The 15,520-nt window shown below is 62.4% G+C and carries 12 protein-coding genes; 2 read left to right on the forward strand and 10 right to left on the reverse strand.

Going from position 1 to position 15,520, the window contains the following annotated elements; genetic code table 11:
• Nucleotides 1-49: 49 nt before the first annotated feature.
• The gene (gene cls / locus V5B39_RS05715; RefSeq protein WP_332341958.1) at nucleotides 50-1,480 is read right to left on the reverse strand and encodes a cardiolipin synthase; all 1,431 of its coding nucleotides are present in this window, start codon (nucleotides 1,478-1,480) and stop codon (nucleotides 50-52) included.
• Nucleotides 1,481-1,748: 268 nt separating this feature from the next.
• Between cls and V5B39_RS05725 the strand changes: the two genes are divergently transcribed.
• Nucleotides 1,749-3,989, forward strand: coding sequence for a GGDEF/EAL domain-containing response regulator (locus tag V5B39_RS05725; RefSeq protein ID WP_332341959.1), 2,241 nt, complete (start codon nucleotides 1,749-1,751; stop codon nucleotides 3,987-3,989).
• 137 nt (nucleotides 3,990-4,126) lie between these two features.
• Here V5B39_RS05725 and leuA read toward each other — a convergent pair whose 3' ends face one another.
• Nucleotides 4,127-5,818: a 2-isopropylmalate synthase gene (gene leuA / locus V5B39_RS05730; RefSeq protein ID WP_332341960.1), complete on the reverse strand. Its 1,692-nt coding sequence runs from the start codon at nucleotides 5,816-5,818 to the stop codon at nucleotides 4,127-4,129.
• A 165-nt stretch (nucleotides 5,819-5,983) separates the two neighbouring features.
• Here leuA and V5B39_RS05735 point away from each other — a divergent pair, with 165 nt between their 5' ends.
• A complete protein-coding gene (locus V5B39_RS05735; RefSeq protein ID WP_034949055.1) occupies nucleotides 5,984-6,457 on the forward strand; it encodes an Lrp/AsnC family transcriptional regulator in 474 nt (157 codons plus the stop codon).
• Between the two features lie 133 nt (nucleotides 6,458-6,590).
• On the opposite strand, the gene V5B39_RS05740 is transcribed toward V5B39_RS05735, so the two are convergent.
• The 8 genes from V5B39_RS05740 to V5B39_RS05775 form a co-directional block, all read right to left on the reverse strand.
• Complete coding sequence (locus V5B39_RS05740; protein ID WP_332341961.1) at nucleotides 6,591-7,787, reverse strand: toxic anion resistance protein; 1,197 nt, start codon at nucleotides 7,785-7,787, stop codon at nucleotides 6,591-6,593.
• 39 nt (nucleotides 7,788-7,826) lie between these two features.
• On the reverse strand, nucleotides 7,827-8,522 hold the full coding sequence (locus V5B39_RS05745) for a hypothetical protein (protein ID WP_332341962.1): 696 nt from the start codon (nucleotides 8,520-8,522) through the stop codon (nucleotides 7,827-7,829).
• A complete protein-coding gene (locus V5B39_RS05750; protein WP_332341963.1) occupies nucleotides 8,519-10,180 on the reverse strand; it encodes a vWA domain-containing protein in 1,662 nt (553 codons plus the stop codon). The genes V5B39_RS05745 and V5B39_RS05750 overlap by 4 nt, the downstream gene beginning before the upstream one ends.
• Nucleotides 10,177-11,343 (reverse strand): hypothetical protein, encoded by a 1,167-nt coding sequence (locus V5B39_RS05755; protein WP_332341964.1) that lies wholly within the window; start codon nucleotides 11,341-11,343, stop codon nucleotides 10,177-10,179. The genes V5B39_RS05750 and V5B39_RS05755 overlap by 4 nt, the downstream gene beginning before the upstream one ends.
• Nucleotides 11,344-11,614: 271 nt before the next feature.
• Nucleotides 11,615-12,262, reverse strand: coding sequence for a hypothetical protein (locus tag V5B39_RS05760; RefSeq protein ID WP_332341965.1), 648 nt, complete (start codon nucleotides 12,260-12,262; stop codon nucleotides 11,615-11,617).
• 122 nt (nucleotides 12,263-12,384) lie between these two features.
• Nucleotides 12,385-12,909: a DUF1993 domain-containing protein gene (locus tag V5B39_RS05765; RefSeq protein ID WP_332341966.1), complete on the reverse strand. Its 525-nt coding sequence runs from the start codon at nucleotides 12,907-12,909 to the stop codon at nucleotides 12,385-12,387.
• Nucleotides 12,910-13,100: 191 nt separating this feature from the next.
• The gene (locus tag V5B39_RS05770) at nucleotides 13,101-14,252 is read right to left on the reverse strand and encodes a HupE/UreJ family protein (RefSeq protein ID WP_332341967.1); all 1,152 of its coding nucleotides are present in this window, start codon (nucleotides 14,250-14,252) and stop codon (nucleotides 13,101-13,103) included.
• Entirely contained in the window at nucleotides 14,249-15,430 is a 1,182-nt protein-coding gene (locus tag V5B39_RS05775) for a hypothetical protein (RefSeq protein WP_332341968.1), read from the reverse strand. Before V5B39_RS05775 ends, V5B39_RS05770 begins: the two co-directional genes overlap by 4 nt.
• Nucleotides 15,431-15,520 lie beyond the last annotated feature (90 nt).

The following is a 15,520-nucleotide window of genomic DNA, read 5'->3' on the forward strand; positions in this document are numbered from 1 at the left end:
TTTCTTCTCTTCGAGCGATCGTCATTCCTGCCGGGGATTGCTGTTCCGGTCAGAGCAGCGGACTCATCACTTGCACGGCATTTTCGAGCACGCGACGCCAGTGTGGGCGCGCACGCCATTGTCCCAGCAGCAGGGGTCGTGAGCGCGATTCGTAATGGCGTTGCAGTTCGCGGACTTCGGCCGAGAATTGCTGGTCGTAGACGATCAGCGAAACTTCGAAGTTGAGTTCGAAGCTGCGCAGATCAAGATTGACGGTGCCAAAGATCGTCACCTGCTCATCAATGACCATGCTTTTGGTATGCAGCAGACCGTCTGTGAAATGCAGGATGATGATGCCGACGGCCAGCAGGTCATCGTTGTAGGCGTCGCTGGCGTAGCGGACGAGCCAGGAATCGATTTTCTGGGGAACGATCAGAATGACACGTACGCCACGTGCAGCCGCCGAGCGAAGCGCAACCAGCAGCATTTCACTGGGAACGAAATAGGGTGTGGTCAGAACGATCTCGCGCCTGGCCGCGTAGATTGCCGTGAGCAGCAGCGCCTCGATGTGGCGGGTCGAGGCCTGCGGGCCAGACGGGAAGATCTGCACCTGGCTGTTACCGGCGAGCGACAGTGCGGGTGCCTGCGGCGGTGCGAAATCACCACCGGACTGCAGGACGGTCAGCGATAGCGACACTGCTTCGAGAGCCCAGGCCGCCGGACCTTCGATCCGGACCATCGCATCGACCCATTCGCCGACACCGGCGCTCTGCTTGAAGAAGCGTGGGTCGGCGATATTCATGCTGCCAGTATAGGCAAGGCGGCGGTCGATGACGGCGATTTTGCGATGATCACGCAGGTCGAGGCGGACGAACAGAACGCGCAGGGGATTGACCGGCAGGACTTCGACGATCTCGACGCCGGCGGTCCGCAGCCGTTCGATCGCTGTACTGCGAAAAAAGGAGCGACTGCCAAGCGAATCCATCAGTGCGCGGCAGAAGACGCCGCGGCCTGCGGCATTGACCAGCGCGGTGACCAGATCATCGACGAAGCCGCCGGCACTCCAGATGTAGAACTCCAGGTGCACCGTACTGCAGGCGGCGTCGATGTCGGCAATCAGCGTGCGCATGATCGACTCACTGTCGACGAGCAGTTGCAGTCGATGGCCACCCATCAGCGGCAGGCCGGCAAGACCGGTTGCGAGCCGGCTGATACTCTCCGCTCCGCTGGCGAGGGTGGCGGGCGCAACCACGTCTTTTACCGGCATATTCCCGGCCCAGCGCAGGATCTGTGGTTGCAGGGTAATGGCCCGCTGCATCCAGGTCCTGCCGAGACGGCGTTCGCCGATCAGCAGATACGCCAGTGCGCCGATGGCCGGCAGAAGAATGACCAGTAGCAGCCACGCCAGCGCCGTGCCGTGTGAACTTCGCCGCGAAAAGATGCGCAGCGAAACCGCCAGTGCCAGTGCCAGATAGACGAAAGAAAGAAGACTGAAAACCATGTAGGGCAGTATGAGACTGTTGCACCGCATGGGTCAACGTGATGCAGCACGGCAGTTCGCGACGTTTTCGCTCTGATCGGGCGACTTGCCGGCTCGCACGCCAAGGGCATCCTCAGCGCCGAGGAGTTCGCTGCCCAAAAGACGGAACTCTTGACTTGAGCCGGACCTGGGATTTGGTGACAATAGCAAATGATGCTGCGCTCACCCGACCTGTTGAGCGTACCTGGCCATCGGTCACCAGACCCTTTGCCACAGTGAGGAGAGAGCAATGCCCGATTTGAATGATGACCTGGTCTTCGTCGAAGACGACGGGCCTGGGCGCGATAACGACGGAGCGGCCTGTCCGTGGCGAATTCTGGTGGTGGACGACGATCCGGGCGTGCATGAGGCGACCCGCTTTGCTCTTGCCAACATCATCATTCTTGATCGTCCTCTGGCGCTGTTTCATGCCAGTTCGGGAGCCGAGGCCGTGGCCCTGCTGCGGGTGACGGAGAAAATCGCGGTGGTTCTCCTCGACGTGGTCATGGAAACTGACGATGCCGGCCTGCGCATGGTCGACACCATTCGCAACGAGCTCAAACTTGCCAACTGTCGCATCATCCTGCGCACCGGCCAGCCGGGCCAGGCGCCCGAGGCCGAGACGATCACCCGCTACGACATCAACGACTACAAGACCAAGAGCGAACTGACCCAGAACAGGCTGTTCATCACCCTCACCACGGCGATCCGTTCCTACGACCAGTTGCTGCGCCTGGATGCCACCCGCCGGGGTCTGGAAAAGATCGTCGCTGCCAGTAACCAGTTCATCGCCGCGCAGGGATTGCAAAGCTTTGCCGACGGCGTCATTACCCAGATTGCTGGCCTGCTCGGCATCGAGCCGGAGGGTCTGGTCTGCTGCGCTGCCGCCCAGGACCACTCCGCGGTCAATGGTCGCCGCGAGTTTTACATCATTGCCGCTGCCGGCCATTTCCGCACGCTCATCCAGCGGCGCCTGTGCGAGATCGACGACCCACGCATTCTCGGTCAACTGATGATGGCGCTGAAGGAACGCCGCAGCCTCATCGAGCCTGACAACATCACGCTCTATTTCGCCAAGACCTCTGCAGAGGGTTTCGCGGCCTTTATCGATTCGGCCCGGCCCATCAGTGACGTGGATCAGGAACTGCTCAAGGTCTTCTGCACGAACATCGCACTCTGTGCGAAAAACATCGAGCTGGTGACGAAATTGCGCCGTGATGCCCTCTTCGACCGGCAGTTGGGCCTGCCCAACCGCACGGCACTGATTTGCGAACTCGACCAGTGCATGATGATGCAACAGGAGAGCGGCTGCGCCCTGGCCATCGTCGACATCGACCAGTTTGCTTTGGCCAACGATTTGCTTGGTCACGACTACGGCGACGCCCTGCTCAAGGCGACCGCCCAGCGCCTGGGGGAACACCTCCCAGCCAACGTCTTCATCGCCCGCCTCGCCGGCGATGCCTTCGCGGTCATGGGTCCGAAAATCGCGGTCAACGGGGAAATTCTCCAGGCCTGTTTTCAGACTCCGTTCGTGATCGAGGGAGTGCACCAGCCAGTATCCGTCTGTGTCGGCATCACGCTGTTGGAGGGCGGTGGCCGTTCCGGGATCGAGTACATCAGAGACAGCTACCTGGCTCTGAAACAGGCAAAAACCGCTGGCCTGGGGCAGACGGTGCTCTTCTCCCAGGAACTCGGCAGCGCAGTTCGGGAGCGCGCGCATCTGCTGCGCGACCTTCGCCTGTCCTTCGAGCAGAAGCAATTGTTCCTCACCTATCAGCCCCAGATCGAACTGAGTTCCGGCCGCATCATCGGCGTCGAGGCCCTGATGCGCTGGCGCCGCGAAGATGGTGCTCTGGTGCCACCGGAAAGCTTCATTCCCATTGCCGAGCAATCGGGTCTGATCGTTGATATGGGTCATTGGCTGCTGCAGACGGCCCTCCAGGCCCTGCAGCGTTTTCGCGTCGCTGGCTGTACGGACTTGCGGATGGCAGTGAACATCTCGCCGGTACAGCTTCGCCAACCGGGTTTCGTCGAATCGGTCAGCGAGTCTCTGCTCCTGACCCGGAGCAGACCCGCCGATCTGGAACTGGAAATCACCGAATCGGTTGCCGTCGGCGGCCTCGAACCCGTCATTGCCCTGCTCAAACGCCTGCGTGCCATGGGAGTCACGGTGGCCATCGACGATTTCGGTACCGGCTACTCGTCCCTGTCCTACCTCGACAAGCTGCCGGCCGACCGTCTCAAGCTCGACCGCAGCTTCGTCCGCGCCCTTGAACGCGACGACAACGGTACGCGCATCGCCCGCATGATCATCGTTCTCGGCCGGGAACTGGGTTTGCAGGTCATTGCCGAAGGCGTCGAGAACCAGAAACTGGAGGAACTGGTCATGGCACTGGGTTGCAACGAGACCCAAGGCTACCATTATGGCTACCCGATGCAGGAAAGCGAATTCATTGCCTGGCATGCCCGGTATAAAGGAGAACATGCTTGAAACGCTCGGCTCTCGACTGATGGCTCGAGGCTCCAGGTCGACAGCGTAGCCGGTGCCAGTACCCCCTTTACGATCAGCCTGCCACTCGTCGCACCGGCCATGCCGGCTGCCGCCTGATTACCCCTGCCCGGAGCCATTCAGGCAGCCCGTGTCTTGCAGCCAACGCCAGCGCTTGCGGTCAGTCGATTGACGCCATTCACCAGGGCCCGGATCGACGCGGTCACGATGTTCGCATCGATGCCCACACCGTAACATTCGCCAGCGCTGCCGGCGCGCGTCAGTTCCATGAATGCACAGGCACTGGCATCGCTGCCGCCGCTGCTCATCGAGCGTTCTTCATAGCTGCGCACCTGCACGACCAGACCGGCGCCGCGCAGTGCCTGCACCGCTGCATCGATCGGACCATTGCCTTCGCCGGCCAGCAGGTGCGCCCGCCCGTCGATCTCGACGCTGAGGCGGATGCCCTGGGCGCTGCCATGCTCGAAAAGGTGGTGTTCGAGGTAGCGCACGGGATGATCGACGCCGAGATAGGTCCCGGAGAACAATTTCCAGATGTCGGCGGCGCTCATTTCTCCACCATGGCTATCGGTATGCGCCTGCACCACCCGCGAAAACTCGACCTGCAGGCGACGCGGCAGAACCACACCGTATTCGGCCTCGAGCAGATAGGCGATGCCGCCTTTTCCGGACTGGCTATTGACCCGGATCACTGAATCGTAGCTGCGGCCGACGTCGGCCGGGTCGATCGGCAGATAGGGAATGCTCCACGCGGCATCGGGCTGCTGCACGGCAAAACCTTTCCGGATCGCATCCTGGTGCGATCCGGAAAAAGCCGTGAACACCAGGTCGCCGACGTAGGGATGGCGCGGGTGGATCGGCAGGCGGTTGCAGTGCTCGACGGTACGCGCGACGGCGTTGATGTCCGAGAAATCGAGACCCGGCGGCACGCCTTGGGTGTACAGATTGAGCGCCAGGGTGACGAGGTCGACGTTGCCGGTACGTTCGCCATTGCCGAAAAGGCAACCCTCGACGCGCTCGGCGCCGGCCATCATCGCCAACTCGGCAGCCGCCACCGCCGTACCGCGGTCGTTGTGCGGATGCACGCTGAGGATGATGCTGTCACGGCGCGCGAGGTGGCGGTGCATCCACTCGATCTGATCGGCGTAGACGTTGGGCGTCGTCACCTCGACCGTGGTCGGCAGATTGAGGATCACCTGGTCCTTTGGAGTCGCGCCCCAGGCGGCGGTCACCGCGTCGCAGATTTCGAGGGCAAAATCGAGCTCGGTGGCGGTGAAGGTTTCCGGGCTGTATTCGAGCACCCATTCAGTCTCCGGCTGTGCGTCGGTGAGTTCCCTGATCAGGCGTACGGCGGCGACCGCCATCTCCACGACCTCGCTCTTGCTCAGCGCAAAGACATTCTCCCGGAACGGTTTCGAGGTGGCATTATAGACATGCACGATGGCCCGCCGCGCTCCTCTGAGCGATTCAATGCTGCGACGGATCAGGTGCTCGCGAGCCTGCGTGAGCACTTCGATGCTGACATCGTCGGGCACATGGCCGCCTTCGATCAACTCGCGAACGAAGTCGAAATCGGTCTGTGAGGCGGAAGGGAAGGCCACCTCGATTTCCTTGAAACCGATCTTGCAGAGGGTGCGGAACAGGCGCATCTTGCGTTCCGCGTTCATCGGCTCGAAAAGGGCCTGGTTGCCGTCGCGCAGATCGGTGCTCATCCAGATCGGTGCCGCGCTGAGGGTCCGACCCGGCCATTGACGATCAGTGAGTTTGACCGCCGGGAAAGGACTGTACTTGAGTGAAGGATTGTTCAACATGATCGTGGGCTCCTGAGTGTTGGCTGACAGGACAAGATGCTACGCAGGATTGCCCGGCAGGTGTTTGCGTTTTTGTGCGCATTTCCCTGCACATATGGCAGATTATTGCTTAAAATCTAGTTATAGAAGCAGGTTCTGTGGTCAATCGTCCGCACAGGAGACTTCATGGTCCTTGATCGCTTTGACCGGCAGATTCTGCAGGTCCTGCAGCAGGAGGGGCGCATCAGCAATCAGGAACTCGCCGACCGGATCGGCCTTTCGCCATCACCCTGTCTGCGTCGCGTCCGTGCCCTCGAAGAAGCCGGCCTGATCACCGGCTACCGTGCGCTGCTCGATGCCAGGGCTCTCGGGTTGTCACTGATGGCGCTGATCCACATTTCGATGGACCAACACACGCCCGAGCGTTTCAGTCACCTCGAAGCGGCCATCCGCGAAATTCCCGAGGTCATGGAATGCCTGCTGATTACCGGCCAGGCCGCCGATTATCAGCTCAAGGTGGTGGTCAAGGACATGGATGCCTACCAGGACCTGCTGCTCAATCGCATTACCGGCATTCAGGGGGTGACCGGCGTGCATTCGAGCTTCGTGTTGCGCCGGGTGGTGGACAAGACCGCCTTGCCGGTTGGCGGCAAACCGTGAGGCCAAGCATTGCCTGGAAACGCGGTTGGCACTGTGTCAGGGGATCGCCTCAGACGCATCGGTCGAAGCTTCTGGCCATGGCTGCGCAACCGTCGACACGGTCATTGACGGGGCACCCTCTTCCCTGTACGGCTCAGCTCGCTGCTGCCTCCCCGATCGCCTGCCCGGCGCGTTCACGCCGCACGCGGTCGAGGTATTCGCGGCTGCGCGCGAGTTCGCTTTGCAGGATCTCGTTGTTGCGGCCCATCACCGTGATCGCCTGGCTGCGGAAGTTGTCGATCGCGTCCATCGCCTGATAGGTCTGGGTAAACATCTGCTTGATCTGTTCAATGCCCAATAGCGGGTTTTCGGCGAACCGGGTGGTCTCCGACACATGCGCGTTGAGTTGCTCGCCCGTTTGCTGAATCAGGCGACCGATGGTGCCGCTGACGCCTTGCAGCATGTCCATCACCTCGACCTGGTTGCCGGTGGCGCGTGCCACCGTTTGCGCCACGGCCAGGGCGCTCATGCCGGTGGTGGCCACACGGGTGCAGCCATTGATCAGTTCGCGGCCGGTTTTCTTGATCACGTCCAGCGCCAGATAGCCATTGATGCTGACCGCCTGCTGGGTCAACATGTCCTGCAGATTCTGGCGGGCGTAGAACTGCACTTCCTGCTCGAGCGCCTTGGCGCGCAGCGGATCGGTGGTCCTGAGCACCTCGACCTGCTGTGCCAGGCGGGTATCCAGCATTTCGGCGAAACGGATTGCCTCGGCCATTTTCTGCATGCCATCCCAGATCCGGCTGCGCTGTGACTCCAGCGCAAGCAGGTCTTTCTGCACTTCGTCGCGCGCAGCATAGAGCTGGCCCATGATCACCTTGATCTGCGTCGCCGCCGTCTGGTAGCGGCGGAAATAGGACTGCAGTTTATTGCCCCAGGGAATCAGACCCAGGAGCCGCCTGGGTTCCAGCAGATTGCCCTGGTTGCCGGGGTTGAGCTTGTCGAGTTCGCCGCGCAACTCGGAGATGGCCTGAAAGGCGGGCGTGTCCTTGGCGCTGACGAAGTTCTTTTCGAGCAGGCGGCTTTGCAGCAGCGCGGCCGATACCGACACTTCCTGTCGGCCCAGCGCAAACGTCTGATCGAGCTTGTCCTTGAAGTCCTGCGAATGCAGGTCTGCCGACATCAGCACACCAAGAAAGCTCTCCACCTGGAGTTCGATTTCGCTCAGGCGCTCGGGTTTGACGGTGACCAACTCCACGGCCTGGTCCTGATGCACCGGTGCCATCACCTCGGGCGGGGTCAGTTGAAACGCAGGTTCAGCGGCAGTGCCGGATTGCCGGTCAATGCTCATGGCCCAATCCTCCTGTAGGTTGCAGAAAATCCCGGCACTTCAACGCAGCGCCTGTTTGCGCGTACCGAACTTTTCATCCAGAAAGCGCGAATGTGTCAGAAAAGCCTGCGCGTCCTGGCCAGCCAGATCGTCGGCCAACTGCCCGACCTTGGCGGACAAGTCATCCAGCGCCAGCACCAGGGTGTCGTGGGCGGTACGGCCATTTTCGAGCAGACGCTCGCTGGCGAAGTTCTTCGGGATCGACAGATAGGTTTTCAGGGCCTGCGGCAGATAGGCGCCGGCCAGATGGCGCGCATGAAATTCTTCTTCCAGCGACAGCGTCCCCTTGCTGCCCTCCCACTGGATCAGCAGACCCTCCAGTTGATCACAAAGGCCCAGCACTCGCTGCTGCAGGATATTCGAGAGGCGCTGATCGGGATTGTGCATCACCAGGCTGCGAATGCCACGCAAAGCGGTGTCTATCACCTGCCGGGCATCGCCATTGTCGTCAAAACCCAGTTCGCTCAGTTCGGCCTCCCAGGGCTTTTTGCCCAGCACGGGAAAGCCGAAAAGCAGTCCGCCCGCGATAAAACCGGCCAGATAGCCGCCAGGCGCAATCAGGTAGGCCTCGGGGCCGAGCATGCCCGCGCCCTTCAACAACAGCGGTAGCGCAGCCAGGACCAGCCCGCAACCGTTGGGCACACTGCTCAGGCCACGCAGGGCGCGGCTGGTCCAGTCTGGCCATCGGCTGCTCACTGGTAGGCCCGAATGTCCTTGAAAACACGGTAGAGCGGCGTATGGCGGGCATCAAAAACGAGTCCGCCGGTGACCTTGACCAGAGCTTTCAATTCGGATTCCCTGGCATCACCGAACAGGATCATGAACACCGGAATCGCCCTGGCGTCTTCGGGCAATTGCGCATAGTCCTGTTGGAAAGCCTCGAAACCGCGGCCATGCGAGTTCTCGCCATCGGTGAAACCGATCACCGAGTACTGGTAATCGGGGTGCAGCTTCTTCTGTTCGGCCATCATCTGGAGGGCTTGCAACACGCTGTCGTACAGCGCGGTGCCGCCGGCAGCCCGCAAGGTGTCGGCATAGGCACGCACTGCGGCCATGACCTTGAGCTTGGCGGCTGAATCGGGGCTGGCGGCAAGACCCTTGCCGGTACGCTTGCCGGCTGGAATTTCGAACAGCTCGGGCTGGCCTGGCCTGGTCGAGAACGGCAGCAGCCAGACCTTTTCGCGCTCGTTCAGGCGGGCAATGCGCCCGGTCAGCGAAGCGTCATCGCCGGCCACATAGTGAATCACCTCGACCAGGCGCTCCAGCCGCTTCTCCTTGCCCATGCTGCCGCTCACGTCGAGCACGAAGGTCGACGCCACCGGCTTGCGAAACTCGTTCAGATAGGCCGAGATCAGCCCGTCGGCCAATTGCCGGTCGGGTGAGAAGGGCAGTTCCACGAGCAGGCCGGGGTGGGTGAAGCGGCCCGCCAATGACGCCGCCACTTCACTGTTGACCGGCCGGCGCAGGGTCTGCTGCGCCAGCCAGGTCTGGGCTTCCTTGCCCTTCAGCCAATCGACCAGCTTGAGATAGTCCTCGCGCCGCGCCTCGTCGAGCAGCATCAAGGGATAATCGGCCGTGGCCACGCCCTCGCGCGGATAGACCAAGAGCAGCTTTTCGCGCAGCCTGCCGCTGGCGTTGAGACTCAGGAGCCAGTTCTCGTAGTTGATGAAAGCGTTCAGGCGCGGCCCCTGGCCTTCGATGAACTTCTCCGACAAATAGCTGGAGTTGTCGCCGATCAGTTTGTAACCCTTCAGGAAGGTGGCGATGGCCTGGCGATTCACATCCTCCGGCGCCAGCGCTTCGGCCTTGCCGGCCGCCGCCGCCACGACGCCCATCAGGGCCATGAACCCCTGGTTCGAGGTGGCAGGGTTGGAGAGGGCATAGAACAGCTTGCCCGCGCCAGCGGCCTCGGTGATGGTCTTCCAGCTCACCTTGGCGGCGACCTCGGGCCGGTCCCAGCCGAGCGCCCGGGCAGCCGATTCACTGACTCCCACCGCAATCGGTGAAAGCATGATTTTTTCCTGCAGCTTGACGCGGCTCTGACCCTGGCTGTCGCTGAGCAGGTATTTGGCATTGGCAAACCAGGCAGCGGCGGCATCGGCACGCCCGGTCAGTACCGCTTCGGTACTCTCCATCGTGCCACCGTAGCGGAATTTCAGATTCACGCCGGTAGCCTGCAGGGCCATTTTCTCCAGCGCCTGGGCATCCTTGAGGTCACTGGTGGCGAGCACCTCGAACACCGGCGCCGCGTGGCTGGTGGACGTCGAGGCCGGAGCGGACGGTTCCTGCCGACCGCAAGCGGTCAGAATGGCGAGCAAGCCGGCCAGTAAAGTCATCTTCAAGCAGATCTTCATTTCGCCATCTCCCTGGTCAGTACCTCCACCATCTCCGACATCAACTCGTAGGCCGGCGGGTCGATGACCTGGTTGAGGCGCTCCTGCACCGCCAGTCCCGAGGGTTTGACGGCGGCCGTGAACAGCCCGAGGTCGGCGACGCGCAAGCCGTATTCGACCGCAATCCTTTGCAGCTCGGGGTTGCCGGCCAACTCGGCCTGCATGGCGCGACCGCGCGCGCTGGTGGCGAGCAGGACGAACTTGTTGACGATCGTCGGTTCGGGGTACATCAGCACCATGTCGGGCTGAATCGCCTTGCTCCGGTTCAGTGCATGACCGACGATCTGATATTCGTAGATGAAAGCCAGCGGTGCCTTGCCCATGCCGATCTGCAGGTAGTCGTCGAAGTTGCCGTTGACATAGTTCTCCTGGTAGCCCTGACGCTTGAACAACCCGGCCAACTTCTCGGCCGCGGCACTCGCGCTGACGCGGTCGGTCACCACTTCGCCCAGCAGCGCATGGCTGGTCAGTGCCAGATACATGACCGCCGAATTGCTCTTGCGCACATCGGTGGTGGATACCAGCACCCCCCGGTTGACCGCAAAAGCCTCTGCCGCCTTGAGTTCGCTCCAGCGTTTCCTGGCCAGCATCGCCGCCACCAGGCGCTCCATGTTCAGTGCATAGACACGTTCGCCGCTGGGTCTGGCGATGCCATTGGCTACCAGGATCGCAGCGATCGGCTGCCAGCTCGCCACCACCATCGGGCTGTTGAACGGTGAAGTCTGGGTGGCGTTGATGCCAGCCTTGCGAGCCTCATCGGCGATCTGATTCGCCGCCAGCACACCGGCTGGGAAATAGAAATCGGCCACTCCCCCCGCCGGGCCGCCGCTACGCATCGCTGCAGCACCGAGTTGGGCAGCCATGTCGCGGCTGCCGACGCGGGTCACCCTGACTGGCAGCTTGCGCTCGCGCAGGATCTTTTGTACCCGAACGTCCGCAAAAAAGGGTTCCAGGTCGACGGACACCAGGCCGCTCATTTCCGTCACACTGTCCACCGCGCGACGTTCCTGCGTCTCCGGCCGTTGCAGTTGCTGCCCCTGGTGCTCCTGCGTGGCATACCAGAGCGCCCCCCCGAACAGCGCCAGTACCAGCACGGTGGCCAGCAGCCTCTTTCCAGCCTGCATCCCATTTCCTCCTGCTCTGGCCGGAATCATCCGGGCAACCGAACCGTCACCGCTGGCGGACCTGAGCGCCAGCGAGTGCTGATCGGCATCCTTGCAAAGCGCACGATCCACCCGTTCGGCTTCTGGAAAAGCGCGCGCCTGCTGCGCGCTGCACAATCTGCTCAGGTGATCGCGAGAAACACGGTATTGCCCGCGATGTCCGGGTTTCTCCTGCCCACCGTTGCATCGACCAAGCCCACTCCCGGCGGCATGGCTCGGTCATGGCGGCGAATCATTCGCCTCGATAGGTCACCTGGCTCAGGATCTCCGGGCTGCCTTCAATCCGGGTGACCTCCTTGTTGCGCGACCAATAGACGTAATACGGCCCGGAGCTTGCCCACCAGTAGCGCCAGTACAGGACGTCGAGCCAGGGCGTCTCGTCGCTCTGCGGGTAGCCGGCGGCCATGATCACCTGTTCCCGGGTCATTCCCCGCATCACGCGACCAAGCCAGATGGCCTCGCGGACGACAGGTGGAAAGGTCGCCAGACGCGCCCTCGGATCGTCGAGAACGACCACCTTGTTGATCCATTGCTCGGTGGTTTCCTGGCCCCGGCCGTAATCCAGGCCCATGCGCATGGGTTTGCCGGCGACATCCACATAGGCGCGATAGCGATAACGGTCTATCTTCTTGACCGTGATCGGTGTGCCGACCGGAATGAAGGAAAGCTGCGCGTAGTTGGAATCGCTGATCCAGTCGCCGCTGTAATGGAGGTTGCAGCATGCATAGCCGACCCGCACCGGGACCGTTTGTTCCGTCTGCGTCGCCTGTTCGTTGCCAGGCCAGGTGCCCACCGGGCCACCGGCGCAGCCGGCAAGCAGAACAACGAAGGCGGCTGCGGCCAAGCGTCCGAAAGATCTGAACAGCACTCTGTTGGGCATGCCTGCTTTCTCCTGCGTTTCCTGGTCGGTATCCGGATCATATCACCCCTTCCCGTATCAGCGCCGCACGGCAGGATTCACGGGTGCGATTACAAGGATTCGACGAATTCATGCCTGCCCGGCTAGCGGGTCTTCAGACGCAGTGCCCCCAGGTAGTCACGCTTGCCCAACGGGACCCCCTTTGAGCGCAGGATGTCGTAAGCGGTCGTGGCGTGGAAATGGAAATTCGGCAAAGAAAATGACAGCAGGAACTCTTCGGTCGTGAATGGCAAACTGGTGTTACGGAACTCGAAGATCACCGTGCCACCTTCATAGGCATTGATCGCCGCCGGCGTCAGGTCTTTGAGCGCATCGCCCGCGCCGGCGACCAGTGCTTGCAGAGCCGGGTAGTCATGTGTCGGGAGGTCGGCTGGCGGGCGAAAGACGCCGTTCTTGATTCCCTCGATTGCCCCCAGGGAATGATGAACGACGGACTGAACCTGGAAGCGAAACGGCAGCATGTCCGGGTACAGGCGAGTCTCGACGATTTCCTCCGGATCGAGATTCTTCTCCCGGCAATAGGCAAGACCCCGGTCCAGAAAGCCGCTGACCGCTGCCAGCGTTTGCAGGTAGCTCTTTACACTTCCGTCGTAGAGCGAAATCGCCATGGTTGTTTTCCTGGTTGGTGCCTGGGTTGACATTCGGCGAGAAAGCGGCCGGTCACCGTCGGCAGGTGGGAGAAGATCAAAAGGGGATCAAGGGGATCAGCGTCTTGGTCGGAAATATAGCAGATCCGGCTGGCTTGCAAACACGGGACAAAGCAGTCCCATTATCGACGCTTTCCGGTCGAAAGGCATGGTCAGGTGATCAGTTTCAGGTCGAATACCCGTTCGACCAGCCAGATGCCGGCGGTGGCGATGACCAGCAGCGAGCCTCCCGCGAGGACGCCCCGTCGATAGATCCACTGGTTCCGCACGCCCCATGCCAGCGGCAGGAACAGGGCGACGATCGCCAGTTGCCCGGCTTCGACGCCGAGGTTGAAGGCGACCAGCGCCAGCAACAAGGCGTTCTGCGGCAGCCCGAGGTCGGCGAGGACGCTGGCGAAACCGAAGCCGTGAATCAGGCCGAAAGCGAAGGCGAACAGCCAGCGGCTAGCCCCCGCCATCACGATCAGGTTGTTGAGCGCGGCGACGATGACCGATGCAGCGATTGCCGATTCGACCCAGCGCGACGGCAACTGGACGACGTCCAGCGCGGCCAGCGTCAGGGTGATCGAGTGCGCGAGGGTGAACGCACTGACCACCTTGACGACCTCCCAGAGCGCGTCCCGGAAGCGCGCAGCGCCTGTCCAGCCGCCGTCGACGCGGATCAGGACCGCCGGCAGCAGCAGTGACAACAGAAACAGCAGATGATCGAAACCGATCCAGATGTGCCAGACCCCGTGCGCGGTGTAGTCGATGAACTGGCGCAGGCGGTCGTTTTCGGCAAGTTCGAATCGCTGCACCGGGGTCGCCGCGCTGAAGATCGCGGTGCGTGTCTGGCCGGCATGCTCAAGGCGCAGCAGCCCGCGATGCTGCGGATCGACATCAAAGAACAGCCGGTAGTGGGCACTCAGCACCTTCGGTTCGGTCTTGCAGCCTGCGCTGAAACGCAAGACCGCGTAAGCGCCATCGCTGTGATCGTCGACCAGGTGTTCGAGCACGGCCGTCGTGCACGCCTCGCCGTCCGCCGACAAGGCCAGTCGCGCCAGTGCGTAAGCGGCAATCTCGGTGTGCCGGGCGCGCAGTTCGCCCCAGGTGATGGCGCCGTCCTGGTTGTCGTCGAGGCCGAGTGCGTAGTCGAGGTCGCGCAGGGCAATATCCCACTGACCTTGAATGGCCGTTTCGGTGACTTGCAGGCTGAGGTAGCTGTCGCTCGGCTTGTGCGCCAGCGCAGCTGGCGAGGCAAGCAGGATGAGCAGCATGGCGAACCCTCTCAGCGCCTGCAGCAAAACGGGGGGGACGGTCTTCATGGTCGATCCTGGCGCAGCAAGCGGTTGATCATGAGGTCTTCGCTGCGTGCTTGCGCAAGCCATTGGCGTGCGCTGGCCAGCGTTGCGAGGTCCCTGGCGGCGAGGGAGCTTTCCAGGAGGAGACGCAGATCGGGCAATTCCTTCTGCACCTTCCAGTTTTCCTGAGCCAGCGCCAGGGCCGCCTGGGGGTCGCCGAGCAGTTCGAGCGTGAAGCGCGCCTGCTCACGCTGATGGACGCGGTCGCCGCGCAACTGGCTGGCGGCAAAGCGGGCGCGCAACTGCTCGACGTGGGCAGCAAGCTCGGGAGAGTTCAGTGCCTTGAGCGCCAGGGTGTAGCGCAGGAGCAGGGCGTCGCTGCCTTGCTGCGCGGCGAGTAGTTTCACGACCTGTGCCGGGCGACCGTGGTCGAGCAGCCAGTCGGCGTAGGCGTTGAGGAGATAATGGTCGGAACCGTCGATCGCCAGTGCTGCACGAAAATGGGCCTCGGCGGCCTCGTCGAGGCCGGCGCGCGCCGCCATCTCGGCAAGCATCGACAGGACCCAGGCGCGTATCTCGGGCCTGATCTGGGGCTGCCTGGCGAGCAGGGTGTCGAGTGCCTCATAGCTCTCGCGCAAGCGCCCGTTGACACTGGCCAGGCCGTAGCTGCAGGCCGCCCACACCAGTTCGGGGGCGAGACGGCGCAGCGCCGAGCATTCGGCCGCGGCGGCAGCGTAATCGCCCTGCACCTGCAGGATCGTCGCGCGTGTCAGGCGCGCCTGGCCGTCGCGGGGATTGCGCCGGATGAGTGTGGCCAGATCCAGGAGCGCGGCGTCGAAATCGTGGTTGCGCTGGCGCAGCGTCGCCCGCAACAGGAGGACCTCGGAAGGTGGTTCGGATTGCTCCCACCAGTTTGCCAAAGCGGCCTGGGCATAGCCGGCAAAACGCGGATCGCCCCTGACCCGCCCAAGCTCGGTGTAACGACGAGCCATCTCGACGGCGAGATCGATCCTTTGCGGTTGTCGGGCAAGCTCCTCGCGCAGCGCGCGCAACTCACGAGCGACAGGATCGGTCGCTGCGAATGGCAGGCGTTCCAGCACCTGCGCGTCGGATGCCGGGAGGTAGGGCACCGCCACCGCGTTTGCCGTGACGAGGCACCCGCTCGCAAAGAATGCCAGGAAAGTGCAGGAAATGCGGTTCATGCCGATCCTCTCGCTTGAAGAATGGCGGGCAGGGCGAACGCCTGCCCGTCTGTTGCGGTGAGTCCCTCTTCGTCGTCAGGCGAAGTCAAC

Origin of the sequence: Accumulibacter sp. (assembly GCF_036625275.1) — a bacterium.
Taxonomy (GTDB): domain Bacteria; phylum Pseudomonadota; class Gammaproteobacteria; order Burkholderiales; family Rhodocyclaceae; genus Accumulibacter.